22 protein-coding genes are annotated in these 24790 nt (G+C 70.9%); 20 read left to right on the top strand and 2 right to left on the bottom strand.

Going from position 1 to position 24790, the window contains the following annotated elements:
* Positions 1 to 70: 70 nt before the first annotated feature.
* The 14 genes from ACP56T_RS16410 (at position 71) to dxr (ending at position 12955) form a co-directional block, all read left to right on the top strand.
* A complete protein-coding gene (locus ACP56T_RS16410) occupies positions 71 to 835 on the top strand; it encodes a pyridoxine 5'-phosphate synthase (RefSeq protein ID WP_430913208.1) in 765 nt (254 codons plus the stop codon).
* Positions 832 to 1245: a holo-ACP synthase gene (acpS, locus tag ACP56T_RS16415; RefSeq protein ID WP_430913209.1), complete on the top strand. Its 414-nt coding sequence runs from the start codon at positions 832 to 834 to the stop codon at positions 1243 to 1245. The genes ACP56T_RS16410 and acpS overlap by 4 nt, the downstream gene beginning before the upstream one ends.
* 184 nt (positions 1246 to 1429) lie before the next feature.
* Positions 1430 to 2203 carry a signal peptidase I gene (lepB, locus tag ACP56T_RS16420; protein ID WP_430913275.1) on the top strand — a complete coding sequence of 258 codons (774 nt, stop codon included), beginning with the start codon at positions 1430 to 1432 and terminating at the stop codon, positions 2201 to 2203.
* A gap of 35 nt (positions 2204 to 2238) precedes the next feature.
* Complete coding sequence (rnc, locus tag ACP56T_RS16425) at positions 2239 to 3015, top strand: ribonuclease III (RefSeq protein ID WP_430913210.1); 777 nt, start codon at positions 2239 to 2241, stop codon at positions 3013 to 3015.
* Between the two features lie 70 nt (positions 3016 to 3085).
* Positions 3086 to 3988 (top strand): GTPase Era, encoded by a 903-nt coding sequence (gene era / locus ACP56T_RS16430; protein ID WP_430913276.1) that lies wholly within the window; start codon positions 3086 to 3088, stop codon positions 3986 to 3988.
* A gap of 330 nt (positions 3989 to 4318) precedes the next feature.
* Positions 4319 to 5239, top strand: coding sequence for a class I SAM-dependent methyltransferase (locus tag ACP56T_RS16435; protein ID WP_430913211.1), 921 nt, complete (start codon positions 4319 to 4321; stop codon positions 5237 to 5239).
* Positions 5236 to 5976 (top strand): pseudouridine synthase, encoded by a 741-nt coding sequence (locus ACP56T_RS16440; RefSeq protein WP_430913212.1) that lies wholly within the window; start codon positions 5236 to 5238, stop codon positions 5974 to 5976. Before ACP56T_RS16435 ends, ACP56T_RS16440 begins: the two co-directional genes overlap by 4 nt.
* Before the next feature lie 165 nt (positions 5977 to 6141).
* On the top strand, positions 6142 to 7209 hold the full coding sequence (locus ACP56T_RS16445) for a 30S ribosomal protein S2 (protein ID WP_430913213.1): 1068 nt from the start codon (positions 6142 to 6144) through the stop codon (positions 7207 to 7209).
* Positions 7210 to 7333: 124 nt separating this feature from the next.
* Positions 7334 to 8260: a translation elongation factor Ts gene (gene tsf / locus ACP56T_RS16450; RefSeq protein ID WP_430913214.1), complete on the top strand. Its 927-nt coding sequence runs from the start codon at positions 7334 to 7336 to the stop codon at positions 8258 to 8260.
* Positions 8261 to 8482: 222 nt separating this feature from the next.
* Positions 8483 to 9205 carry a UMP kinase gene (gene pyrH, locus ACP56T_RS16455; RefSeq protein WP_430913215.1) on the top strand — a complete coding sequence of 241 codons (723 nt, stop codon included), beginning with the start codon at positions 8483 to 8485 and terminating at the stop codon, positions 9203 to 9205.
* 114 nt (positions 9206 to 9319) lie between these two features.
* Positions 9320 to 9883 carry a ribosome recycling factor gene (gene frr, locus ACP56T_RS16460; protein ID WP_430913216.1) on the top strand — a complete coding sequence of 188 codons (564 nt, stop codon included), beginning with the start codon at positions 9320 to 9322 and terminating at the stop codon, positions 9881 to 9883.
* Between the two features lie 244 nt (positions 9884 to 10127).
* Positions 10128 to 10910: an isoprenyl transferase gene (locus ACP56T_RS16465; RefSeq protein WP_430913217.1), complete on the top strand. Its 783-nt coding sequence runs from the start codon at positions 10128 to 10130 to the stop codon at positions 10908 to 10910.
* 2 nt (positions 10911 to 10912) lie between these two features.
* Positions 10913 to 11764: a phosphatidate cytidylyltransferase gene (locus ACP56T_RS16470; RefSeq protein ID WP_430913277.1), complete on the top strand. Its 852-nt coding sequence runs from the start codon at positions 10913 to 10915 to the stop codon at positions 11762 to 11764.
* Positions 11765 to 11776: 12 nt separating this feature from the next.
* Entirely contained in the window at positions 11777 to 12955 is a 1179-nt protein-coding gene (gene dxr / locus ACP56T_RS16475; protein WP_430913218.1) for a 1-deoxy-D-xylulose-5-phosphate reductoisomerase, read from the top strand.
* 2 nt (positions 12956 to 12957) lie between these two features.
* Here the strand turns inward: dxr and ACP56T_RS16480 are convergent, their stop codons facing one another.
* Positions 12958 to 13626 (bottom strand): TetR/AcrR family transcriptional regulator, encoded by a 669-nt coding sequence (locus ACP56T_RS16480; protein WP_430913219.1) that lies wholly within the window; start codon positions 13624 to 13626, stop codon positions 12958 to 12960.
* Between the two features lie 141 nt (positions 13627 to 13767).
* Here ACP56T_RS16480 and ACP56T_RS16485 point away from each other — a divergent pair, with 141 nt between their 5' ends.
* Together ACP56T_RS16485 and ACP56T_RS16490 are read left to right on the top strand one after the other, a co-directional pair.
* On the top strand, positions 13768 to 14988 hold the full coding sequence (locus tag ACP56T_RS16485; protein WP_430913220.1) for an HlyD family secretion protein: 1221 nt from the start codon (positions 13768 to 13770) through the stop codon (positions 14986 to 14988).
* Between the two features lie 71 nt (positions 14989 to 15059).
* Entirely contained in the window at positions 15060 to 16574 is a 1515-nt protein-coding gene (locus ACP56T_RS16490; protein WP_430913278.1) for a DHA2 family efflux MFS transporter permease subunit, read from the top strand.
* A gap of 67 nt (positions 16575 to 16641) precedes the next feature.
* Here the strand turns inward: ACP56T_RS16490 and ACP56T_RS16495 are convergent, their stop codons facing one another.
* A complete protein-coding gene (locus tag ACP56T_RS16495; protein WP_430913221.1) occupies positions 16642 to 16845 on the bottom strand; it encodes a hypothetical protein in 204 nt (67 codons plus the stop codon).
* A 339-nt stretch (positions 16846 to 17184) separates the two neighbouring features.
* Here ACP56T_RS16495 and rseP point away from each other — a divergent pair, with 339 nt between their 5' ends.
* The 4 genes from rseP (at position 17185) to ACP56T_RS16515 (ending at position 24761) form a co-directional block, all read left to right on the top strand.
* The gene (rseP, locus tag ACP56T_RS16500; protein WP_430913222.1) at positions 17185 to 18336 is read left to right on the top strand and encodes an RIP metalloprotease RseP; all 1152 of its coding nucleotides are present in this window, start codon (positions 17185 to 17187) and stop codon (positions 18334 to 18336) included.
* 386 nt (positions 18337 to 18722) lie between these two features.
* Positions 18723 to 21275: an outer membrane protein assembly factor BamA gene (gene bamA, locus ACP56T_RS16505; protein ID WP_430913223.1), complete on the top strand. Its 2553-nt coding sequence runs from the start codon at positions 18723 to 18725 to the stop codon at positions 21273 to 21275.
* 44 nt (positions 21276 to 21319) lie between these two features.
* A complete protein-coding gene (gene lpxD / locus ACP56T_RS16510; protein ID WP_430913224.1) occupies positions 21320 to 22387 on the top strand; it encodes a UDP-3-O-(3-hydroxymyristoyl)glucosamine N-acyltransferase in 1068 nt (355 codons plus the stop codon).
* Positions 22388 to 22514: 127 nt separating this feature from the next.
* Positions 22515 to 24761, top strand: coding sequence for a hybrid sensor histidine kinase/response regulator (locus tag ACP56T_RS16515; protein WP_430913225.1), 2247 nt, complete (start codon positions 22515 to 22517; stop codon positions 24759 to 24761).
* Positions 24762 to 24790 lie beyond the last annotated feature (29 nt).

Consider the following 24790-nt stretch of genomic DNA (forward strand, 5'->3'; position numbering starts at 1 on the left):
GGGCTCGTCCGCTTCCGGCGCCGGCACGGCTCGGCTAGAGGGGCGGCGGGAGTAAACGGAAAGCCGCATCATGTCCGCTTCGCGCCTTCGCCTCGGCGTCAATATCGACCACGTCGCCACCGTGCGGAACGCGCGGGGCGGCGCGTGGCCGGATCCGGTGCGCGCGGCGCTCGTGGCGGTGGAAGCGGGGGCCGACGGCATCACCGCGCATCTGCGCGAGGACCGCCGCCACATCCGCGATGCCGACATGGCCGCGTTGAAGAAGCGGGTGCGGGTGCCGCTCAATTTCGAGATGGCCGCCACCGACGAGATGGTCGCCATCGCGCTGAAGGTCCGTCCGCACGCCGCCTGCCTGGTGCCGGAGAAGCGCGAGGAGCGCACCACCGAGGGCGGCCTCGACATCGTCGGCGGGCGCGATCACCTGCGCCCGCGCATCGCGGCGCTGTCGGAGGCCGGCATCCGCGTCTCGCTGTTCGTGGAGCCCGACGAGCGGGTGATGGAGGCCGCCAGGGAGCTCGGCGCGCCGGTGGTCGAGCTCCATACCGGCTCCTATTGCGAGGCGGCCGTGGCGGGGGATGCCGCCGCCACCGCCTCCGAGCTCGCCCGGATCGAGCGGGCCGCGCAATACGGCGCGGCGCTCGGTCTCGAGATCCATGCCGGCCACGGGCTCAGCCTCGACAGCGTCGGCCCGGTGGCGGCGCTGCCGCAGCTCGCCGAGCTGAACATCGGGCACGCCATCGTCGCCGAGGCGATCTTCGTGGGGCTCGCCCAGGCCGTGCGCGACATGCGCGCGGCCATGGACCGGGGCAGAGACGGGGGCTCGGCATTGGCATGATCCTCGGCATCGGCTCCGACCTCTGCGACATCGACCGGATCGCCCGCTCGCTCGAGCGTTACGGCGAGCGCTTCACACACCGCATCTTCACCGATGGCGAGCGGGCGCGCTGCGACAGGCGGGCGGCGCGGGCGCCCTCCTACGCGCGGCGCTTCGCCGCGAAGGAGGCCTGCGCCAAGGCGCTCGGGACGGGCATGAGCCAGGGCGTGTTCTGGCGCGACATGGAGGTCGTGAACCTGCCCGGCGGGCGCCCGACCCTGCGCCTCACCGGCGGCGCGCTGGCACGGCTCGCGGCGATGACGCCGGCCGGGCACGAGGCGCGGCTGCATGTGAGCCTCACCGACGACCCGCCCATGGCGCAGGCCTTCGTGATCGTCGAGGCGGTGCCGGCGGGCACCGGCCGGGATTAGCCGGCGCGGCCGCGCGTTGCGGGGCAACCGCGCATGGTCTAGACCCCGGCTCGCGAGCGGGCGGCGCCGGTCGCGAGGCCGCCGGTCGCGGCCGCGTCTCCGGCCCGCCTCCGCCGGACGGGCGCCGGAGGGGACCTCGCGAAGCAGGGAAGGCGCAGGCGTGGACCAGAAGACGAACCGCGAGATCAGGCCCGCCGACGGCTCGGCCTCGGGCGGCGCCCTGGCGGGCATCGGCGAGACGCTGAAGGTCGGCCTCCAGGCGCTGCTGATCGCGCTGGTGGTGCGCACGCTGCTGTTCCAGCCCTTCAACATCCCCTCGGGATCGCTGATCCCGACGCTGCTGATCGGCGACTACCTGTTCGTGTCGAAATATTCCTACGGCTACTCGAAATACTCGCTGCCCCTGAGCGAGTACATTCCCGGCAAGATGTCCGGCCGGGTCTGGGCAGCCGAGCCCAAGCGCGGCGACATCGCCGTGTTCAAGCTGCCCAAGGACAACGCCACCGACTACATCAAGCGCGTCATCGGCCTGCCCGGCGACAAGATCCAGGTCATCGACGGGATCCTCAATATCAACGGCAAGCCGGTGAAGCGCGAGCGCATCGCCGATTACGAGACCTTCGATCCCTACGGCCAGCCCACCAAGGTGCCGCAATACCTCGAGACCCTGCCCAACGGCGTGGTCCACACGGTGATCGAGCGCGACGGCGATAACGGCTTCTGGGACCGCACCGAGCTCTACACGGTGCCGCCGGGCCATTTCTTCATGATGGGCGACAACCGCGACAACTCGACGGATTCGCGCGACCTCGCCAATGTCGGCTACGTGCCCTTCGACAACTTCGTCGGGCGCGCGGAGATGATCTTCTTCTCCATCGACGAGGGCACCCCCGCCTGGCAGATCTGGAACTGGCCCGCGAAGGTGCGCTGGAACCGGCTGTTCAACACCATCCACTGAGCGCCCGTGCCCATGACGACGCAGGGCTCGCGGCGATGACGGCGGCCGAGCGACCCGCGCGGCCCTCGAGCCGCGCCCGCCGGGCCCACAAGCCGAAGCCGCCCCTCGACGTGCTCGAGGCTCGCATCGGCCACGCCTTCGCCGACCGTGCCCTGCTCGAACGCGCGCTCACCCATATGAGCCGCGCCGACGAGCGCGTCGGCAGCTACCAGCGCATGGAGTTCCTCGGCGACCGGGTGCTCGGCCTCGCCGTGGCCGACCTGCTCTACGCGGCGCTGCCCGACGCGGACGAGGGCGAGCTCTCGCGCCGCCTCGCCGGACTGGTGCGCCGGGAGACCTGCGCTGCCGTGGCGGCGGCCTGGGAGGTCGGGCCCCATCTCGTCCTCGGCCAGGGCGAGGTGCTGGGGGGAGGGCGGCGCAACGCCACCATCCTCGCCGATGTCTGCGAGGCGATCCTCGGGGCGATCTTCCTCGATGCCGGTTATCCCGCCGCCCGCACCGTCGTGGAAGGCGCCTTCCGCCCGGCGGAGGTGACGACCGCGCCGCGCGGGCGCGACGCGAAGTCGGCCTTGCAGGAATGGGCGATGGGGCGCGGGCTGCCGATCCCGGCCTACGCGGTGGTGGAGCGCGCGGGGCCGGACCATGCGCCGGTCTTCCGCATCGCCGTCACCGTGGAGGGCGTCCCGGCCGGCGAGGGTGTCGGTCCCTCGAAGCGGCTCGCCGAGCAGGAGGCCGCGCGCGCCGTCCTGGAGCGCGAGGGCATCGCGCGGGCCGCCGGCGAGGACGCGCCGGACAGTGGCGAAGGAGCCTGAGGCGATGTCGGACGATCACCAACAGGATTCCGCCGCTCCCGTGCAGCCGGACGTGCCCGTGCCTGCGGGCATGCCCGCGGACACCCGCGCCGGCTTCGTCGCGCTGATCGGCGTGCCGAACGCCGGCAAGTCGACCCTGCTCAACAGCCTCGTCGGCACCAAGGTCTCCATCGTCTCGCGCAAGGTGCAGACGACGCGGGCCCTCGTGCGCGGCATCCTGATGGAGGGCACGGCCCAGGTCATCCTGGTCGACACGCCCGGCATCTTCGCGCCGAAGCGCCGGCTGGACCGCGCCATGGTGCATTCGGCCTGGAGCGGCGCCGGCGACGCGGACGCGATCTGCCTGCTGGTCGATGCGCGCAAGGGGCTCGACGAGGAGGTCGAGGCGGTGCTCGCGCGCCTGCCGGACCTGAAGCGCGAGCGCTTCCTGATCCTCAACAAGATCGACCTGATTCCCCGCGAGAAATTGCTGGCGCTCGCCGCCGCGTTGAACGCGCGGCTTCCCTTCGCGCGGACCTTCATGATCTCGGCGCTCAACGGCGACGGCGTGGACGACCTGCGCAAGGCGCTCGCCGCCCTGATGCCGCCGAGCCCGTGGCTCTATCCCGAGGATCAGGTCTCCGACGCGCCGCTGCGGATGCTGGCGGCGGAGATCACGCGGGAAAAGATCTACGACCGGCTGCACGAGGAACTCCCGTATCGGTCCACGGTCGAAACGGATCAGTGGCAGGTGCGGCCGGACGGCTCGGTGCGCATCGAGCAGACCATCTTCGTGGAGCGCGAGAGCCAGCGCTCCATCGTGCTCGGCAAGGGCGGGCGCACCATCAAGGCCATCGGTCAGGCGGCCCGGATCGAGATCGCGGAAGCGGCGGAAGCCACCGTCCACCTCTTCCTGCACGTCAAGGTGCGCGAGAACTGGGGCGACGATCCCGCTCGCTACCGCGAGATGGGCCTCGAATTCCCGCGCGGGTGAGCGGCAATCGAGCCTAAGCAATCGAAAGACTTGGCGAATTCTTTTCCGCAACGCGGGATCAACGGCCTGCATCCCCGCATGCGGGCCTGAGAATCACTCGCCTGAGGCGCTCTACATCTTTCGCGCCGCGTCCGATTGGTGCAGCGCATGCTTTTCCCCGATTCGCACGATCTGCGGATGTCTGAGGATGGCGTGAGTCTAATCTTTCCACGGATGCGGTGGGCGGCTAATAATTCGTCGCCGGCCTCGATTCGAGTCCCCGGCGCCTCCCATCCCTGTCTCTCAAGCGAGCCGCGACGCAGCCCGTCGTCGCGCCCGGATTCGTCGTCGATGAACGCCATTCCCGCCACGGACGTCGTCTACGGCCTGCCCCCGCAGGGGCTCGCCGAGATCCCGGCCGGCGCGGCCCAGGTCTCGCCCCTGATTCCGGGCTCCGTGCGGCTGGAGGACCTGGAGGCGGGCAGCGCGCGCTCCCTCGTCATGCTCGCCGCCCCCGGCACCATCGAGCGCCGCCACGCGGTCGCGCTGGCCCTGCGGGCGCTGGGACCGGGCGGCCGGCTCTCGGTGATGGCGCCGAAGGATCGCGGCGGCGCGCGCCTCGCCCGCGAGCTGCGCGATCTCGGCTGCGACCTCTCCGAGGAGGCGCGCAAGCATCACCGCATCTGCACCCTGGAGCGGCCCGCCGCCGAGCTGCCCCTCGGCGAGGCCATCGAGGCGGGCGCCCCGCGCCATATCGAGAATCTCGCCCTCTGCACCCAGCCCGGCGTCTTCTCCTGGGACCGGATCGATCCGGGCACGGCGCTGCTGATGGCGCATCTGCCGGCGCTTTCGGGGGAGGGGGCCGATCTCGGCTGCGGCCTCGGGGTGCTGGCCCGCGCCGTCCTTGCCTCCGACAAGGTGACGGGGCTCGCCCTCCTCGACATCGACCGGCGCGCCGTCGAGATGGCCAGGCGCAATGTCGGCGACCCGCGCGCCACCTTCCGCTGGGCGGATGTCCGCGACGCCGAGATCGAGCGCGGCGCCCTCGACTTCGTGGTGATGAACCCGCCCTTCCACGACGGCGGCAGCGAGGACCAGGCCCTCGGCCAGACCTTCATCCGCCGGGCGGCCGAGGCCCTGCGGCCGGGGGGCGTGCTCTGGCTGACGGCCAATGTCCATCTGCCCTACGAGGCGGGGCTGAACGCCGCCTTCCGCAGCGTGACGCTGAGGGCCTCGGCCAACGGCTACAAGGTCTTCGAGGCGCGCCGGTGAAGGGGGCGCCGTCCTCGCGCCTCGACAAGCTCCTCGCCAATCTCGGATACGGGTCGCGCCGCGAGATCGCCGGTCTCGCCCGCGCCGGGTTGATCCGCCTCGACGGACAGCCCTTGCGCGACGCGGCCGCGCGAATCGCGGTGACGCCCGACCTGCCCGCACGCATGGAGATCGACGGCGAGCCCGTCGACCCGCCGCCGGGCTTGGCGCTCCTGCTGCACAAGCCGCTCGGCGTCACCTGCTCGCACAAGGAGGCGGGGCCTCTGGTCTACGCGCTGCTGCCCGAGCGCTGGCGCCGGCGCGATCCCGCGATCTCCACGGTGGGGCGCCTCGACAAGGAGACGTCGGGCCTCCTGCTCCTCACCGACGACGGAGCGCTCCTGCACCGGATCATCTCGCCGAAGGCCGCCGTGCCGAAGCGCTACCGCGTCGCCCTCGACCGGCCGATGCGGGGCGACGAGGTGGGCATCGTCGCTTCCGGCGGCTTGCTGCTGGAGGGCGAGGACAAGCCGCTGCTGCCGGCGCTCCTCGAGGTCGAGGACGAGACCCACGCCGCCGTCACGGTGACGGAGGGGCGCTACCACATGGTCCGGCGCATGTTCGCGGCCATGGGCAACCATGTGGTCGGCCTCCACCGAGACCGCATCGGCGCCCTCGACCTGCCGGCGGATCTGAAGCCCGGCGCCTTCCGGCCGATGGGCGAGACCGAGATCGCGGCGGTGTTCGCGGCGGGCTGAACCGCCCCGCCCGGCTTGCCGATCCCGGCGACCTCTGCTATGGGCCCGCCCATTCCACACGCGGAGCCGGCCTCATGCCTGAATGAGGCGTTTCCGGTGGCCTGCCCCTGACGGGGCGGTCGCTACCTCCGCGGCGGCATAAACCGGAAAGAAAGCAGTAAGATCATGGCCGTCGATTTCACCATGCGCCAGCTCCTCGAGGCCGGCGCCCATTTCGGGCACCAGTCGCACCGCTGGAACCCGAAGATGCAGCCCTACATCTTCGGCACCCGCAACAACATCCACATCATCGACCTCGCCCAGACCGTGCCGGCGCTGCATCAGGCGCTCCAGGCCGTGAGCGACACCGTCGCCAAGGGCGGCCGCGTGCTGTTCGTCGGCACCAAGCGCCAGGCGGCCGACACCATCGCCGACGCCGCCAAGCGCTCGGCCCAGTACTACGTCAACTCCCGCTGGCTCGGCGGCATGCTGACCAACTGGAAGACCATCTCCGGCTCGATCCAGCGCCTGCGCAAGGTCGACGAGACCCTCGACACCGGCGGTCCCGGCCTCACCAAGAAGGAGCGCCTGATGCTTTCCCGCGAGAAGGGCAAGCTCGAGAAGGCGCTGGGCGGCATCAAGGACATGGGCGGCGTGCCCGACCTCCTGTTCGTCATCGACACGAACAAGGAGCAGCTCGCCATCAAGGAGGCGACCCGCCTCGGCATCCCGGTGGCGGCCATCGTCGACACCAACTGCAACCCGGACGGCATCACCTACGTGGTCCCGGCCAATGACGACGCGGGCCGCGCCATCGCGCTCTACTGCGACCTCGTCGCCCGCGCCGCCATCGACGGCATCTCGCGCGGCCAGGGCTCGTCGGGCGTCGATCTCGGCGCCTCCGAGGAGCCGGTGGCCGAGGAGCTGCCCGTCAACGACGACGTGGCGGCCTCCGTCGAGTCCGGCGCCATCTCGCAGGCCGACGTCGCCGCTCTCGCCGAGTCGACGGAGCATTTCGAGCTGCTCGCCGCTCCCCGCGGCGCCCCCGACGACCTGTCCAAGCTCCACGGCGCCGGTCCGCAGATCGTGCAGAAGATCAACGATGCCGGCATCTTCCACTACTGGCAGATCGCCGCGATGACGGCCGAGGACGTGGCGAAGCTCGACGCCGACCTCAAGCTCAACGGCCGCATCGGCCGCGACGGCTGGGTCGACCAGGCCCGCGCCTTCGTCGAGGCCGCCGCCGCCGCCTGATGCGCCGCACCGCCGCTTGCCCGAAAGGCGGCGGCGGAGCGATCCGAGATCCCTTCGGGCCCGGCTCTCACAGCGAGCGCCGGGCTCGCTCACATTCAAGACCCTATCCAAGGAAGGACCGGCCATGGCCAACATCACCGCCGCGATGGTGAAGGAGCTCCGCGAGACGACCGGCGCGGGCATGATGGACTGCAAGGGCGCGCTGACCGAGACCGGCGGCGACATCGAGGCCGCCATCGACTGGCTGCGCAAGAAGGGCCTCTCCAAGGCCGCCAAGAAGGCCGGCCGCGTCGCCGCCGAGGGTCTCGTTGCCGTCGAGTCCTCCGGCCATCACGCGACCATCGTCGAGGTGAACTCCGAGACCGACTTCGTCGCCCGCAACGACAGCTTCCAGGCCTTCGCCCGCGAGGCCGCCAAGATCGCGCTGAACACCGACGGCACCCTCGAGGGGCTCCAGGCGGCGACCTTCCCCGGCGAGTCCGTGACGGTGGCCGACCGCCTCCAGAGCCTCATCGCCACCATCGGCGAGAACATGAACCTGCGCCGCGTCGCCAAGCTCGACGTGACCAAGGGCGTGATCGCCAGCTACGTGCACAACCAGGTCGTCGAGGGGCTCGGCAAGATCGGCGTGCTGGTCGCGCTCGAGTCCGAGGGCGATGTCGATGCGCTCTCGACGCTCGGCCGCCAGATCGCCATGCATGTCGCCGCCACCAACCCGGTGGCGCTGGACGCCTCCGGCGTCGACCAGGCGGTGCTCGAGCGCGAGAGCAACATCCTGCGCGAGAAGAACGCCGGCAAGCCGGACCACGTCCTCGCCAAGATCGTCGAGAGCGGCCTGAAGAGCTACTACAAGGAGGTCACCCTCCTGGAGCAGCCCTTCGTGCATGACGGCTCCAAGACCGTCTCGCAGGTGCTCAAGGAGGCCGCCGGCAAGGTCGGCGCTCCCGTGACGCTGACCGCGTTCGTGCGCTACGCGCTCGGCGAGGGCATCGAGAAGGAAGAGGGCCCGGACTTCGCCACCGAGGTGGCGCAGCAGGCCGGCCGCGCCTGAACGCAGGCATGTCCCTCTCCCTTGCGGGGAGGGCCGGGGTGGGGGCGGTGCAGGAGGCGCCGGGCGTGTTCTCTTCGGCGCTACCCCCACCTCCCGCTCCTCCCCGCAAGGGGGAGGAGGGCTCCGCACCCCCTCGACGCCGCAGGCCTGCTTAAGTAGAAGCGCCTCGGCTTGCGTGAGATGAGTCCGGCGCGTTGTGGCCGGCGACGAGGGATGGACCCGATGCCGGAGACGACGCCGTTTCGCCGCGTGCTCGTGAAGCTCTCCGGCGAGGCGCTCGCCGCCCCCGACGGCTACTGGCTCCACCCCCCGACGCTCGCCGGCCTCGCCGAGGACCTCGCCCGCACCATCCAGGCGGGGATCGAGGTCGCGCTGGTGGTGGGCGGCGGCAACATGATCCGCGGCGCGCGCATCTCCCAGGCCGGCTTCATCGACCGCGCCACCGGCGATTCGCTCGGCATGATGGCCACCGTGATGAACTCGCTGGCGCTCGAGACGGCGCTGAACGCCGCCGGCGTCCCGGCGCGGACCATGTCGGCGGTCTCGATGCCGACCATCTGCGAGACCTTCGCGCGCCAGCCGGCGCTCCACCATCTCGACAAGGGGCAGGTGGTGATCCTCGCGGGCGGCACCGGCAACCCGTTCTTCACTACCGACACGGCGGCCGTGCTGCGCGCGGCGGAGCTGCGCTGCGACGCCGTGCTGAAGGCGACGCAGGTCGACGGCGTCTATTCCGCCGACCCCAAGCGCGACCCCTCCGCCACCCGCTACGACCGCATCACCCATGACGAGGCGATCGCGCGCGACCTCAAGGTCATGGACACCGCCGCCTTCGCCCTCGCCCGCGAGAGCCGGCTGACCATCGTCGTCGGATCGGTGCACCCGCCGAGCTCGATCACCGCCATCCTGACGGCCGAGGCGCCCTCGACGCTGGTGGTGCCGTGAGCGGCGCCAGCCCGTTTGCGGCGTTGCGTTTTTTCGTCCATTGAAGCCCCGACGCGCCACGGCCTCCAGGCCGGGCGAGACGATTCAACCAAAACGTGTGGAGATCGCCCGGACATGGCCACACCGGACTTCGACCTGAACGACATCAAGCGCCGCATGCAGGGTGCCGTCGCCTCGCTCTCCAAGGATCTCGGATCGCTGCGCACCGGCCGCGCCACCCCGAGCCTGCTCGACCCGATCCAGGTGGACGCCTACGGCTCGATGATGCCGATGGCCCAGGTCGCCACCGTGAGCGTGCCGGAGCCCCGCCTGCTCTCGATCTCGGTCTGGGACCGCTCGATGGTCACGGCCGTCGAGAAGGCGATCCGCGAATCCGATCTCGGCCTCAACCCGCAGACCGAGGGCCAGACCATCCGGCTGCGCATCCCCGAGATGAACGAGCAGCGCCGCAAGGAGATGGTCAAGGTCGCGCACAAGTACACGGAGGAGGCGCGCGTCGCCGTCCGCCATGTCCGCCGCGACGGGCTCGACCATCTCAAGAAGCTGCTCAAGGACAGCGCCATCAGCGAGGACGACGAGAAGCGTCAGGCCGGCGACGTCCAGAAGGCCACCGACGCGCATATCGCCGAGATCGACGGTGTGCTGGCCTCGAAGGAAAAAGAGATCATGCAGGTCTAGGGGCGCGCTCCGCCGAGGCCGGCGCCACCGGTTCGGCGCGGACATGCGCGGCCCGGCAGGGCTTGGAGACGCGATCGGATGCGGCTCCGAACGGGCGCCGCCGCGGACAGAATGTTGCGAAGCCGGTCATTCGACGACGCTTCGGACCTGAAAATGCCCTAAGGTTGTGTTCGGCTGCCGCGTCGGGGCGAGCAAGGGGGTTGGCGTGGAGCGGTCGGAGCACACGCACCGGGTCGAGGCGGACATGATCAGCGACAGCCAGACCGTTGCCCGCCCGAGCGCCCCTCCCGTGGCGCCCGCGCGGCTGACGTCATCCCCCCCGCCCGCGCATGTCGCCATCATCATGGACGGCAACGGGCGCTGGGCGGCGCGGCGCGGCCTGCCGCGCGTGGAAGGGCACCGCCGGGGCGTCGAGGCCGTGCGCCGCGCCGTGCGCGCCGCCACCGAGCTCGGCGTGCGCTACCTGACCATCTACGCCTTCTCCTCGGAGAACTGGCGCCGGCCGGCCGCCGAGGTCTCCGACCTGATGGGCCTGCTCAAGCTGTTCGTGCGCCGCGACCTCGCCGAGCTCGACGCCGCCAACGTGCGCGTGCGCATCATCGGCGACCGCCAGGGCCTGAGCTCCGACATCGCCGGCCTGCTGACCGAGGCCGAGGAGCGCACCTGCCGCAACACCGGCCTGACGCTCGTCATCGCCTTCAACTACGGCGGCCGCCAAGAGATCGTGCGCGCCGCCCGCCGTCTGGCGGAGGCCGTCGCCGCCGGGCGCCTGAGGCCCGAGGAGATCGACGCCGAGGCGGTGACGGGGGCGCTGGACGCCACCGGCATCCCGGACCCGGACGTGGTCATCCGCACCTCCGGCGAGCAGCGGCTCTCGAACTTCCTCACCTGGCAGACGGCCTATGCCGAATACGTGGTGCTGCCGGAGTTCTGGCCCGATTTCGACCGGGCCGCCTTCGCCGCCGCCATCGACGAGTACCATCGCCGCGACCGCCGCTTCGGGGGCCTGAGCGAGAAGGCCGGCTGATGATCGCGCCGGGCGAGACCGCGCCCGCGACGCGGCGCGGACCGTTCGCCGGGCGCGAGCTGGGCCTGCGAGTGGTCTCCGGTATCGTGCTCGCGGTCGTCGTGGTGGCGGCCCTCGTCGCCGGCGGATGGCCCTTCGCCCTGGTCTGGCTCGCCGCCGGCATCGTCGGGGCGGCCGAGTGGATCGGCATCAGCCGCACGGCGCCGGAGCGCCTGCTCACCGGCCTCGTCGCCCTCGCCCTCGTCGCCCTCGTCGTCTGCGCGAGGACCGTCTCGCCGCTCGCGGGGCTCGCCGCCCTCGGCGTCGGCGTGCTCGCGGTGCTCATCGTGGCGCGCGGCGGACGCGGGCGCCTGCGGGCGCTCGGCGGCCTCCTCGGCGGGGCCGTCATCGCGGTGGTGCCCTCGGCCCTGCGCGACGCGCCGGGGATCGGGATCGCCGGTCCGGCCTGGATGTTCGCCGTGGTCTGGTCGACGGACGTCGCCGCCTATTTCACCGGCCGCACGCTCGGGGGCCCCAAGCTGATGCCCTCCGTCTCCCCGAAGAAGACGTGGTCCGGCGCCATCGGGGGGCTCCTCGCGGCGGTCGCCGCCGGGACGGCCGTCGTCGCCTACGCGCGCGGGCAGGGCGGCGACCTCGCGGCGGTGCCCCTCGTCGCGGCGGCGCTGGTGAGCGGCCTCGCCTCCGTGCTCAGCCAGGGGGGCGATCTCGTGGAATCGGCGTTCAAGCGCGTGTATGGGGTCAAGGATTCCGGCCGTTCCATCCCCGGCCATGGCGGCGTCATGGACCGGCTCGACGGCTTCTTCGCCGTGGCCCTGCTCGCCGGCCTCACCCTTGCGCTCCGCGCCGCGACCTGAAGGAATGCCGCGTTGACCCTCACCGTCACCATCCTCGGCGCCACCGGCTCCATCGGACGCTCGACCACGGACCTGCTGGCCCAGCACGGCGAGCGTTTCCGCGTCGGCGCGGTGGTCGGCGGCAAGGATGCGGCGGCACTGGCGAAGCTCGCCCGCGAGACCGGCGCGAGCTTCGCCGCGCTTGCCGACGAGAGCGCCGGGCCTGCGCTGCGCGAGGCGCTCTCGGGATCGGGCATCGCGCATGGCGCGGGCGAATCGGCCGTGCTCGACGCGGTGGGGCGGGACGCCGACATCGTGGTCGCCGCGATCAGCGGCGCCGCCGGGCTCAAGCCCACCCACGCGGCCCTGCGGCTCGGGCGCACCGTGGCGCTCGCCAACAAGGAGAGCCTCGTCTGCGCCGGCGACGCTTTCATGCGCGACGCCAAGCGCTACGACGCCAAGCTGCTGCCGGTCGATTCCGAGCACAACGCCCTCGCCCAGGCGCTGGGCGAGGGGCTCGTCTCGGACGTCGCCAAGATGACCATCACGGCGTCGGGCGGCCCGTTCCGCACCTGGGCCCGCGAGCGCATTGAGGCCGCTTCCCCGGCGGAGGCCGCCGCCCATCCGACCTGGTCGATGGGCATGAAGATCAACATCGATTCCGCCTCGCTCATGAACAAGGGGCTGGAGCTGATCGAGGCGCACCATCTCTTCTCCATCGAGCCGGAGCGGCTCGACGTGATCGTGCATCCGCAGTCCATCGTGCACGGGCTGGTCTACTGGCTCGACGGCGCCGTCACCGCCGGGCTCGCCATGCCCGACATGCGCGTGCCCATCGCCCATTGCCTCGGGCTCGGCGACCGCCTCACCATCGCGCGCGGACGGCCCCTCGATCTCGCGGCCGCCGGCAGCCTGACCTTCGAGGCGGCCGACGAGGCGCGCTTCCCCTGCCTGCGGATCGCCCGCGCGGCGCTCTCCGAGGGGGGCGCCGCGCCGACCGTGATGAACGCCGCCAACGAGATCGCGGTGGCGGCCTTCATCGCCGGACGGATCCCGTTCTACGGCATCGCCGATCTGGTGGAGCGGGCCTGCACCCGGTTCGCGGCCACCTACGCAAGCGCGCCCGCCGATGTCGACGAGGCGCTCGCCATCGACGCCCATGTCCGCGCCTGGAGCGCCGAGGCGCTGCCCGTGAGCCGGGCGGCCGAGTAGGATCAGACCTTCGCGCCGTATCCGGCCAGGAAGACGCGCACGGCCTCCCCGACCCGGTGGTCGATCTCCGCCTCGGTGACGGTGCCGCCGGCGAAGAGCAGGCGGGTCAGGAGGCCCGCCTGGCAGAGATGCATGAAATGCTTGGCGGCGAGTTCCGTGTCCGCCGCGACGACCCGGCCGGCCGCGACCTGACCGTCGAGATACTGCGTCAGCCGGCCGATGCCGCAGGCCGGCCCCGCCTCGTAGAAGGCCCGGCCGAGATGCGGAAACTTCTCCGTGGCGCCGATCACCATGCGCACGATCTGGATGTGCCTCGGGCGCGACAGCTCGGTGAGATAGATGCGGCCGAGCCGCGTCAGCACGCCCCCGAGATCGGCGTCGTTCGGATCGAGATCGAACAGGGCCTCCGCGAGGCCGCGCTTCTCCTCGATGGTCAGCGCCTCGAACAGCGCTTCCTTGCTGTCGAAATAGACGTAGAGCGTGCCCTTCGAGACCCCGGCCGCCTTGGCGATCTCGCCCATGCTGGCGCCGTCGAAGCCGGCCGCCATGAAAACCACGCGGGCGCCTTCGAGGATCTGGCGGCGCTTGTCCGTCTCGGACGAGGCGCGCGCGGACTGTCCGTCCGCCGTCTTCTCCGCGTCCCGGCGCGCGATGGTGGCCGCCCCTGGCATTCTGAATCCTATTGACCGAACCGTTCGGTCATTTTATCTATGCCGCGGCGGCGCGGTGCGTCAACACCTGGCCTTATTGTTGACCGAACCGTTCGGTCAATGCGTGTCCAAAAATTTCCGTCGAAGGCCCGAGAGGCGGCGATGACATTGCGCGAGACCGATTCCAGCCGCGACGAGATCGTGGCTCCCCAGGAGGCCGAGGGCGCCGGGCGCACCCCGCCCGCCGTGGTCGCCGCCCTTGCCCCGGCCGTGCCGTCCGCGTCCGGCGCGCCGGACGCTCCCTCGGAGAAGCGCGCGCGTCCCGTCCGCCGGCTCGTGCTGACGGCGCTCCTGACGGCGGCGCTCGCGGGCGGCGGCTACCAGGGCTACAAATGGTGGACCGTGGGCCGCTTCTTCGTCGCGACGGACGACGCCTATGTGCAGGCCGACATCTCGGTTCTGGCCGCCAAGGTGCCGGGCTATCTCGCCGCCGTGCCCGTCTGGAACGGGCAGGCCGTGAAGAAGGGCGACGTCATCGCGACGCTGGACGACGGCGACTACCGCCTCGCCCTGGAGGCCGCGCAGGACAAGCTCGCGACGCAGCGCGCCACCATCGAGCGGATCGCCCGGCAGGTGGAGGCCGCGCGGGCGCAGATCGCGCAGTCGGCCTCGCAGGTCGACGCGGCGAAGGCCGATTCCGTGCGCGCGGCGGCCGACTACCTGCGCCAGCAGCAGCTCGAGAAGTCCGACTACGTCGCCAAGTCCCGCATTGAGCAGGCCCGCGCCGACCGCGACCGCACCGACGCCGCCGTGAAGGGCGCCGAGGCCGCCCTCGTCGCCATGAAGGCCAATGTCGAGGTGCTGCGCGCCCAGCAGAAGGAGGCCGAGGGACTGGCGGTGGAGCTGAAATCCGCCGAGGACCGCGCCGCCCGCGACCTCACCTTCACCGTGATCCGCGCGCCCTTCGACGGGGTCGTCGGCAACAAGGCGGTGGAGGCGGGCGCCTACGTGTCTCCGGGCTCGCGCATCGCCGCGCTGGTGCCGCTCCAGAGCGTGCGCGTCGACGCGAACTTCAAGGAGACGCAGCTCGCCCATATGCGGCCGGGCCAGACCGTCCACATCGCCGTCGACGCCTATCCCGACCGCGACATCGTCGGGCAGGTCGAGGCGCTCTCGCCCGCGTCGGGCTCGGTGTTCAGCCTGCTGCCCCCCGACAACGCCACCGGCAACTTCACCAAGATCGTCCAGCGCATGCCCGTGCGCGTGCGCGTGCCCGAGGAGGTCGCCCGCGAGGGCCTGCTTCGGCCGGGCCTCTCCGTCTACGTGAGGGTCGATACCCGCGACGGGCGCGAGCCGCGCGTCCGCACGGCGATCGCGCAGTAGGGCGGGGCGCCGTGGCCGCCGTCCCCGCGATACCCGCGCCCGCCGCGGAGCCGCCGCTCGACCGCCGCCGCATGGTGGCGTTCCTGTGCATGGTCTTCGGGATGTTCATGGCGATCCTGGACATCCAGATCGTCTCGGCCTCGCTCAACGAGATCCAGGCGGGGCTCTCGGCCTCCGCCGACGAGATCCCCTGGGTCCAGACCAGCTACCTCATCGCCGAGGTCATCATGATCCCGCTCTCGGGATTCCTGTCGCGGGTGATCTCGACGCGGTGGATGTTTGTGATCGCGTCCGGCGGCTTCACGCTGATGAGCCTGATGTGCGCGACCTCGAGCAGCATCGGCGAGATGATCGTCTGGCGCGCGCTCCAGGGCTTCATCGGCGGCGGCATGATCCCGACCGTGTTCGCCTCGGCCTTCACGATCTTCCCGCCCTCGAAGCGCTCCATCGTCTCGCCGATGATCGGGCTCGTGGCGACGCTCGCTCCCACCATCGGCCCGACGGTGGGCGGCTACCTCACCGACCTCTTCTCCTGGCACTGGCTGTTCCTCATCAACGCCATCCCCGGCATCGTCGTCACGGTCTCGACCTTCCTGCTCGTCGATTTCGACAAGCCCAACCTCGCCCTGTTCGAGCATTTCGACTGGTTCGGCCTGGCCTTCATGGCCGGCTTCCTCGGCTGCCTCGAATACGTGCTGGAGGAGGGCCCGAACCACGACTGGCTCGCCGACGAGGCGGTGCTGGCCTGCGCGGTCGTCTGCGCGGTCTCGGGGGTGGCGTTCTTCTGGCGGGCCTTCACGGCTGCTGAGCCCATCGTGGACCTGCGCGCCTTCGCCGACCGCAACTTCGCCACCGGCTGCATCGCGAGCTTCGTGCTCGGCATCGGCCTCTACGGGCTGACCTATCTCTATCCGGTCTATCTCGCGCGGGTGCGCGGCTACTCGGCGTTGCAGATCGGCGAGACCATGTTCGTCTCGGGGCTCTGCATGTTCGCCACGGCGCCCATCGCCGGGCGCTTCCTCGCCAAGGCCGATCCGCGCATCCTGCTCGCCATCGGCCTGTCGGGCTTCGCCGCCGGGACCTTCATCGTCACCGGCATCACCAAGGACTGGGATTTCTGGGAGCTGCTCTGGCCGCAGGTGCTGCGCGGCTGCTCGCTGATGCTGTGCATGATCCCGATCAACAACATCGCGCTCGGCACGCTGCCGCCGGCCCGGATGAAGAACGCCTCGGGCCTCTACAACCTCACCCGCAACCTCGGCGGCGCGGTGGGGCTCGCCCTCATCAACACGATGCTGAACGACCGCTGGGACCTCCACCTCGCGCGGCTCCACGACCGCTTCACCTGGACGAACACCGCCGCGCTGGAGCGGCTCGACGCCATGCGCTGTCAGTTCGAGGTGCTCGGGGGAGATGCGAACGCGCAGGCGCTCAAGGCCATGACCAACACCGTGCGCATGCAAGGGCTGATCATGGGCTTCTCGGACGTCTTCCTGGTGCTGACCGGCCTGTTCCTGGCCATGGCGCTGGCCACGCCCCTGATCCGCCGGCCGCGCCCGGCGCCGGCTGCGGCTGGCGCCCATTGAGGGGAGGTCGGCAGCCCCCCGTCCAGGGGCCGTCCGATGTCGGTCCGAAGCCGCGCGGAGCCAGCCCTTACTTGCAATACCGCAGGTGGTGGTAGCCGATGTATCCGAAGAAGCCGGCGGCGAAGAGCAGGGGAATCATCAGGCCGCCATCGGCTTCGTCGAGCTCGTCCATGCTCAGCTCGTCCGTGTCCAGGTGCTGATCGATCGCCTGCGGCGCGATGGCGATCGTCGAGAGAGCGGTGCGGGCGGTGTCGAAAGCGAGGTCGGACATCGGGCTTCTCCAAGGTGTTGCGTTGCGGCCGGTGGCACCGAGCCGGTGCCGGTGTGAGGTTGGTTTAGATCGGCCGTGGCGCGGGCGTCGGTAACGAACGGCACACGGGCCCGAGGTTGGGCGCTCGGGTGCCGGCGGAAGCCGCGCGTTAACCCTTCCGGCGATCCATCCTCCCGGTCGCGGCGGGATTCCGGGGACGGCGCCGGCGGCCGCATCCCCGGCGGCGGGGCGCGGTGTCACAGTACCGGCGGTTTGCGTTGGCGGGGCGCCCCCCTGATCTGATATGGATCGCGGCGGGCTCGACGTCGTCCCCGCGCGCGGGCCCACGAGGGACGGTTGATGGACTTCCTGAACGCCATGGGCGGCACCGCCGCCGGCTTCTTCGGCGCGGTGATCCCGTTCCTCATCGTGCTGACCATCGTGGTCTTCGTCCACGAGCTGGGCCATTTCCTCGTCGGGCGCTGGTGCGGCGTTTCCGTGAACGCCTTCTCCATCGGCTTCGGGCCGGAGGTCTTCGGCTTCAACGACCGCCACGGCACCCGCTGGAAGCTCTCGGCCATCCCGCTCGGCGGCTACGTCAAGTTCAAGGGCGACGCCAACGGCGCCAGCGTGCCCGACCCCGAGGCGGTCGCCCGGATGAGCCCGGAGGAGCGCGCGACGAGCTTCCCGACCCAGCCCGTCGCCAAGCGCGCGGCCATCGTCGTGGCCGGCCCCGTGGCGAACTTCATCCTGGCCATCGCCCTGTTCTCGGGGGCCATCTGGGTCAGCGGGCGCTACGAGCTGCCCGCCCGCGTCGAGGCGGTGATGGAGAACAGCGCCGCCGCCCGCGCCGGATTCCAGCCGGGCGACGTCATCACCGCCATCGACGGCGCGCCGGTCGGCAACTTCGTCGCCATGCAGCGCACGGTCTCGTCGAGCGCCGATACGAGCCTCGTCTTCACCGTGGACCGGGCCGGCGATGCCAAGCAGATCACCGCCACCCCGGAGGTCTACGAGGAGCGCACGCCCTTCGGGCGGCACCGGCTCGGACGGCTCGGCATCCAGGGGCCGAAGGGCAGCGAGGCGAAGCTCGTGCAGTACGGGCCCGTCGACTCCCTCTCGCTCGGCGTCCACGAGACCTATTTCGTGGTGGAGCGCACCTTCAGCTATCTCGGCAAGCTGGTGACGGGGCGCGAATCCGCCGACCAGCTCTCCGGCCCCATCGGCATCGCGCGGGTCTCCGGCGAGGTGGCGAAGGTGGGCGGCGTCGGCGGCCTCGTCGGGCTGGTGGCGCTGCTCTCGGTCTCGATCGGGCTGCTGAACCTGTTTCCCGTGCCGCTGCTCGATGGCGGGCACCTGCTGTTCTATGCCTTCGAGGCGGTGCGCGGAAAGCCGCTGCCCGAGCGCACGCAGGAGATCGGCTTCCGCATCGGTCTCGCCCTGGTGCTGATGCTGATGCTGTTCGCTACCTGGAACGACACCGTCGGCGCCTACCTGCGCAGCGGCACCTGAGCGGGCCTCCCTCGGGCGCCCGCCGCGTCCCTGCCTGGACGGTCTCCTCGGCTCGGCCGGGCGGCTCCTTTCGAGTCGTTCCAAGGCCGGGCCTTATGGTTAACGAAGTGTTGCGGCAACCGCTGTCTCATTTCGGAAAGCTCAGCGAGCGGCTGCATTTACGCCGCATTCACTCTGATGCGAGATACCAAACAGCGTTTCGCGCCCGTTAAGTGGCGCGAAGGCCACGTCCTCTCAGAATCCCCCTCGCGGCACGGGCCGGCGGTTGCTTCGACCCCGTTTCCCGTTAGAAGCTCAGCCGGGACCAGAGGACGGGACGATCGGCCAACGATCGCCTGTCTGCGGGTGCAAACCCGCTCCGAACAATAAGACAGACGGGCGATTGAATGATGTCGATGACGGGGAAGCGCCGGCGCAAGTCGGTGGAACGGGCCATCGTCCTAGTCGCCACCGCGGCCGGCGTGGTGCTTGGCGGTTCCGCGCAGGCGCAGCAGATCGTCGTTCAGGGCAACAAGCGCGTCGATTCGGACACGATCCGCTCCTATGTGACCGGCACCGCCTCCGGCTCGGTCGAGGAAGCCCGCCGCAACCTGCTGGCGAGCGGCATGTTCTCGGACGTGAAGGTCTCGCGCAGCGGCGCCAGCACCGTCGTCACCGTCCGTGAGAACAACATCATCAACCGGGTGGTGTTCGAGGGGAACAAGAAGGTCGAGAAGGCCACGCTCGAGGCCGAGGTCGAGGCCAAGGGCCGCGGCGCCTTCAACCCGGCGGTGATCAACTCCGACATCCAGCGGATCAAGGAAGTCTATCGCCGTGCCGGCCGTGGCACCGCCAAGGTCAGCTACCGCACGGTCGACCTGCCGAACGGCCGCATCGACGTGATCTACACGATCGACGAGGGCGACAAGACCGGCATCGTGGCGATCAACTTCGTCGGAAACCAGGCGTATTCGGAGTCGAAGCTCCGTGACCTGATGTCCTCGTCGGAGATGAACTTCCTGAGCTTCGTCAAGACCTCGGACGTCTACGATCCCGATCGCATCGCCAGCGACGTGGAGCTCGTCCGCCGCTTCTACCTGAAGAACGGCTATGCCGATTTCCGCGTCGTCAGCGCCGATTCCCGCTATGTCGAGAGCCCCGACCAGACGGGCTGGGTGGTCACGATCACCGTCGACGAAGGCGAGCAGTACCGCGTCGGCGCGGTGGCCATCGACTCGCGCCTGTCGGGCCTCGACGCGCAGCAGTTCAACGGCGACATCCGCGCCACCGTCGGCGACGTCTACAACGCCGAGGACGTCGAGAAGACGCTCACCGGCGTCACCACGCAGGTGGCCCGCCAGGGCTACCCCTTCGCGCAGGTGCGTCCCACCGGCCAGCGCGACCGCGCCACCCATCAGGTGGCGCTGGGCTTCGTCATCGAGGACGGCCCGCGCGTCTATGTCGAGCGCATCAATATCCGCGGCAACACCCGCACCCGCGACTACGTCATCCGCCGCGAGCTCGATATCACCGAGGGCGACGCCTACAACCGCGTCCTGACGGACCGCGCGGAGCGCCGCATCAACGGCCTCGGCTTCTTCAAGAAGGTCCGCTTCTCCAACGAGCCGGGCTCCTCGCCGGACCGCGTGATCATCAACATCGATGTCGAGGATCAGCCCACGGGGTCGTTCTCGGTGGCCGGCGGCTACTCGAGCCAGGACGGCATCATCGGCGAGGTCTCGGTCTCCGAATCGAACTTCCTCGGCCGTGGCCAGTTCGTGCGCCTCGCCGCCACCGGCGGCCAGTATTCGCGCGGCATCGACTTCTCGTTCACGGAGCCGTACTTCCTCGGCTACCGTCTGGCCGCCGGCTTCGACGCCTTCTACAAGTACAGCGACCTGACCCGCTACTCGCGCTACGAGACCACCGTCTATGGCGGCCAGGTCCGTGTCGGCCTGCCGGTGACGGAAGAGTTCGGCGTGACGCTGCGCTACTCGCTCTACAACACCGAGCTGAAGGTGCCCAACAGCATCAAGAAGCCCTATAACGACTGCTCGATCCCGATCCCCGGCCTCACCCAGGTCTATGCTCCCGGCACGATCATCGGTGGCCAGAACGTCGGCGGTCTCGCGATCTATCCGAACTGCGCCTACAACGGCGAGGCGTCGATCGCGATCAAGGGCTCGCAGGCCTCGACCCTGACCTCGCTCGCCGGTCTGACGCTCGCCTATTCGGACCTCGACAGCCTCAGCTCGCCCAAGAACGGCCTTTACGCCGAGCTGAAGCCCGACGTCGCCGGCATCGGCGGCGACTCGAAGTTCTTCCGCGTCACCGGCGAGGCGCGCTACTACAAGGAACTCTGGGAGGACGTGGTCGGCTTCGTGAAGTTCCAGGGCGGTCACGTCACCGCGCTGGACGACAAGCCCCTGCGCATCACCGACCAGTTCTTCCTCGGACCGTCGCTCGTGCGCGGCTTCGCCCCGAACGGCATCGGCCCGCGCGACGTCGGCATCGCCGACAGCCGCTCCAACGCCATCGGCGGCTCGACCTATGTCGGCGGCACGCTCGAAGTTCAGTTCCCGATCTGGGGCATCCCGCGCGATCTCGGCCTGAAGGGCGCCGTGTTCGCCGATGCCGGCACGCTGTTCGGCTATCACGGCCGGCGCGCCTTCAACGTCAACGGCGACGCCTTCATCAACGGCATCGCCCCGAACGGGACCTGCAGCTTCAACGCCTTCACCATCGGCGTCGAGCCGGAATGCGTGAACGTCCACGACAAGGCCGCGATCCGCTCGTCCATCGGCGCCTCGATCCTGTGGAACTCGCCCCTCGGCCCGATCCGCTTCGACTACGCCTACGCCGTCACCAAGGACGAGGGCGTGAAGGTGCCCGGCACGAACTTCCGCGTCGGCAAGGACCAGACGCAGGCGTTCCGCTTCTCCGGCGGCTCGCGCTTCTGACGAGGGACCGACGCGCCGTCCGCGAGGGCGGCGCGTTGTCCGGCATGAACAGCACAACCTTCTTCACCGCTGCGACCTCCCTCAGCCTCGGCGCCGTCGCCGAGGCTGCCGGCGTTTCGCTGCCGCCCGGCACCGACGCGGCGGTGCTCCTCACCGGAGCGGCGCCCCTCGAGAGCGCCGGCCCGTCCGACCTCGCCTACATGGACAACGCCCGCTACGGCGACGCGCTGGCCGCGACGCGGGCCGGGGCCTGCCTCGTGGCGCCGCGCTTCTCCGCCCGCGTGCCGGCGGGCACCGTCGCGCTCGTGGTGCGCGACCCCTACCGGATCTATGCCGGCCTTCTCGCCCGCTTCCACCCGGATGCGGCCCGGCCCGGCTCGCTCTACGGCTCCCCCGGCGTCTCGGCCGGCGCCCATGTCCACCCGGATGCGCTGCTGGAGGCGGGCGTGCGCGTCGATCCCGGCGCCGTGGTCGGTCCGGGGGCCGAGATCGGATCGGGCAGCGTGCTCGGTCCCGGCGCCGTGGTGGGACCGGGCGTGCGGATCGGGCGCGACTGCTCCATCGGGGCCGGCGCCACGCTGACCCATGCCCTCGTCGGCAACCGCGTCATCGTCCATCCCGGCGCCCGCATCGGCCAGGACGGCTTCGGCTTCGCCATGGGCGCGAGCCACCTGAAGGTGCCGCAGATCGGGCGGGTCATCGTCCAGGACGACGTCGAGATCGGCGCCAACACCACCATCGACCGGGGCGCCAGCCGCGACACGATCATCGGCGAGGGCACCAAGATCGACAACCTCGTGCAGATCGCCCACAACGTCGTCGTCGGGCGGCACTGCGTGATCGTCTCGGGCGTCGGCATTTCCGGTTCGACCACGCTGGAGGACTATGTCGTGCTCGGCGGGCAGGTCGGCGTCGTCGGGCATCTGCGCATCGGGCGCGGCTCGCAGATCGCCGGATCCTCCAACGTCAACCGCGACGTGCCGCCGGGCAGCCGCTGGGGCGGCACGCCGGCCAAGCCCGTGCGGGCCTGGTTCCGCGAACTGACGACCCTGGCGCGGCTGGCCGAGCGGTCCGGCGGGAAGGCCGAGGGGCCGGGGGAGCCGGACGCCTGATCCGGCGGCTTTCGGACATCGCGTTCATGCCGCGTTGACCGTCGCGGCGGGCAAAGGGTTTCCGTCCCGGCGCCTCTTTCCCTAAGGTTGCCGGCCTCCGATTCGCCGCCAGGGATTCGACGCCAGCATGGGCATTGGCCTCGCCCGCGAGCCCGACCGGGCGCCGCCGGCCCCGGCGCCGGCCGGCACGACGGGGGCGATCCGGGCCGGGCGCATGCTCGTCCTCCTCGCCGTCCTGCTGCCTCTCGCGGTGCTCGTCCTGGCGGCTCTCGAGAACCGGCGCGATGTGCTGCGCGAGGCGGGCGAGCGGGTCGAGCGCACGGTCCGCGTCCTGCACGAGCACGCCAACAAGGTCTTCGAGACGCAGAGGCTCATCCTCGACCGCGTCGCCGGGCGGCTGCGCACCGTCGACCTGCGCGATCCCCGGACGAAGGCCGATTTCGAGACCTTCCTCGCCTCGCTGCCGAACGATTACGATCAGGTCGCCGCCATCGCCGTCACCGATGCGGACGGGCGCATGGCGGCCGGCAGCCACCCCCCGCGCGACGGCTCGGCGGTGTCCTTCGCGGACCGCGACTGGTTCCGGGTGCTCTCCGCCTCCGGGCGGCGGGGTACCTACGTGTCGCGCGCCTATGTCGGCCGCCAGACGGGACAGACGGTGTTCACCCTCGCGCGCCGGCTCGACGGACCGGACGGCGGTTTCGCCGGGGCCGTGGCCCTGTCCGTGGACCGTTCCTATTTCGAGCGCTTCTACCGGGAGATCGATCCCGACATCGCCCATGCGGTGGTGCTGATCCGGGCGGACGGGGAGATCCTGGTGCGCGAGCCCGGCGCGGAGAACACGAGGCTGCCGGCCGTCGCGCCGATGCTCAGGGCGATCGCATCGGGGGATGCGCGTCCCTACACGGCGCGCTCGTCCGTCGACGGCATCGACCGGATCTTCGCCTTCCGCAAGGTCGATCCCTATCCGGTCTATATCGGCTTCGGCCTGAGCGAGAGCGGCGTGCTGGCGGCCTGGCGGCGCAACCTCGCCGGCTATTGCGCCGTCGCGGCGCTGGCGGCTCTGGCGCTGCTGGCGGCGTCCCTGTTCGCGCAGCGCCAGAGCCGGCAGGAGCGTCTCGCCACCGCGCGCTGGCGCCAGGCCGCCGACGCCCTCGAAGCGGAGGCGGCCGAGCGCCGCCGGGCCGAGGCGCAGCTCCGGCAGGCCCAGAAGATGGAGGTGGTCGGCCATCTCACCGGCGGCGTCGCGCATGATTTCAACAACCTGCTCACCGTGGTGATGGGCAACCTCGAGATGGCCCAGCGCCATGCGGGGGAGGCCGGCGGACGGGCGATGCGCGGCATCGAGAACGCCATGGAGGGCGCGCGCCGGGCCGCGATCCTGACGCAGCGCCTCCTCGCCTTCTCGCGCCAGTCGCCGCTGGCCCCGGAGCGGGTCGACCTCAACCGTCTGGTCGCCGGCATGTCCGACCTCTTCCGCCGCACGCTGGGGGAGCGGATCGCCGTCGAGACGGTGCTGGCCGGCGGCCTCTGGGGCACGCTCGCCGACGTCAACCAGGTCGAGAACGCGATCCTCAACCTCGCGGTCAACGCGCGCGACGCCATGCCGGAGGGCGGCCGGCTCACTATCGAGACCGGCAACGTCCATCTCGACGACGCCTACGCGTCGGCCCGTCACGAGGTCGCGCCGGGGGCCTATGTGCTGGTGGCGGTGAGCGACACGGGCTCCGGCATGCCGGCCGACCTGCTGCCGCGCGTGTTCGAGCCGTTCTTCACGACCAAGGCGAGCGGCAAGGGCTCGGGGCTCGGGCTGGCGCAGGTCTACGGCTTCCTGCGGCAGTCGGGCGGCCATGCCGCGATCTATTCCGAGCCCGGCGAGGGCACCGTGGTGAAGCTCTATTTCCCCCGTCACGTCCCGATGGCGGAGGAGGGGGGCTCGGGAGCGCGGGCCGCCATGGAGACGCCGACCCTGATCCCCGGCGCGCTGGAGCGGGCGCCGCGCGCGGGGCTGACCGTACTCGTGGTGGAGGACGACGCCATGGTGCGCGCCTTCTCCGTCGCGGCGCTCGAGGAGGCGGGCTACGGGGTGATCCAGGCGGCGGAGGGGCCGGCGGCCCTCGACCTCCTCGACGCCCATCCCGAGCTCGACCTGCTCTTCACCGACGTGGTGCTCGCCGGCCCGCTCGACGGCCGCGAGGTCGCCGACGAGGCGGCGCGCCGCCGGCCGGGGCTCAAGGTGCTCTACACCACCGGCTACACCCGCAACGCGGTCATCCACCACGGCCGCCTCGACGACGGGGTGCATCTCATCGTCAAGCCGTTCACGGCGGCGAGCCTCGGGCGCAAGGTCCGCGCGGTAGTGGCCGGCGCCTGAGCCCGCGCGGCCGCAAGGGCTTGCATCCG

This window comes from Methylobacterium endophyticum (assembly GCF_050591105.1).
Taxonomy (GTDB): Bacteria; Pseudomonadota; Alphaproteobacteria; order Rhizobiales; family Beijerinckiaceae; genus Methylobacterium.

Excerpts from the sequence above, each read along its gene's own strand:
- ACP56T_RS16435 (WP_430913211.1), top strand. The coding sequence starts at position 4,319 with ATGAACGCCATTCCCGCCACGGACGTCGTCTACGGCCTGCCCCCGCAG.
- ACP56T_RS16445 (WP_430913213.1), top strand. The coding sequence starts at position 6,142 with ATGGCCGTCGATTTCACCATGCGCCAGCTCCTCGAGGCCGGCGCCCAT.
- lpxD (WP_430913224.1), top strand. The coding sequence starts at position 21,320 with ATGAACAGCACAACCTTCTTCACCGCTGCGACCTCCCTCAGCCTCGGC.
- ACP56T_RS16410 (WP_430913208.1), top strand. The coding sequence starts at position 71 with ATGTCCGCTTCGCGCCTTCGCCTCGGCGTCAATATCGACCACGTCGCC.
- frr (WP_430913216.1), top strand. The coding sequence starts at position 9,320 with ATGGCCACACCGGACTTCGACCTGAACGACATCAAGCGCCGCATGCAG.
- ACP56T_RS16485 (WP_430913220.1), top strand. The coding sequence starts at position 13,768 with ATGACATTGCGCGAGACCGATTCCAGCCGCGACGAGATCGTGGCTCCC.
- ACP56T_RS16490 (WP_430913278.1), top strand. The coding sequence starts at position 15,060 with ATGGTGGCGTTCCTGTGCATGGTCTTCGGGATGTTCATGGCGATCCTG.
- pyrH (WP_430913215.1), top strand. The coding sequence starts at position 8,483 with ATGCCGGAGACGACGCCGTTTCGCCGCGTGCTCGTGAAGCTCTCCGGC.
- acpS (WP_430913209.1), top strand. The coding sequence starts at position 832 with ATGATCCTCGGCATCGGCTCCGACCTCTGCGACATCGACCGGATCGCC.
- rseP (WP_430913222.1), top strand. The coding sequence starts at position 17,185 with ATGGACTTCCTGAACGCCATGGGCGGCACCGCCGCCGGCTTCTTCGGC.
- ACP56T_RS16495 (WP_430913221.1), bottom strand. The coding sequence starts at position 16,845 with ATGTCCGACCTCGCTTTCGACACCGCCCGCACCGCTCTCTCGACGATC.
- tsf (WP_430913214.1), top strand. The coding sequence starts at position 7,334 with ATGGCCAACATCACCGCCGCGATGGTGAAGGAGCTCCGCGAGACGACC.
- ACP56T_RS16515 (WP_430913225.1), top strand. The coding sequence starts at position 22,515 with ATGGGCATTGGCCTCGCCCGCGAGCCCGACCGGGCGCCGCCGGCCCCG.
- ACP56T_RS16465 (WP_430913217.1), top strand. The coding sequence starts at position 10,128 with ATGATCAGCGACAGCCAGACCGTTGCCCGCCCGAGCGCCCCTCCCGTG.
- era (WP_430913276.1), top strand. The coding sequence starts at position 3,086 with ATGCCCGCGGACACCCGCGCCGGCTTCGTCGCGCTGATCGGCGTGCCG.
- ACP56T_RS16480 (WP_430913219.1), bottom strand. The coding sequence starts at position 13,626 with ATGCCAGGGGCGGCCACCATCGCGCGCCGGGACGCGGAGAAGACGGCG.
- bamA (WP_430913223.1), top strand. The coding sequence starts at position 18,723 with ATGATGTCGATGACGGGGAAGCGCCGGCGCAAGTCGGTGGAACGGGCC.
- rnc (WP_430913210.1), top strand. The coding sequence starts at position 2,239 with ATGACGGCGGCCGAGCGACCCGCGCGGCCCTCGAGCCGCGCCCGCCGG.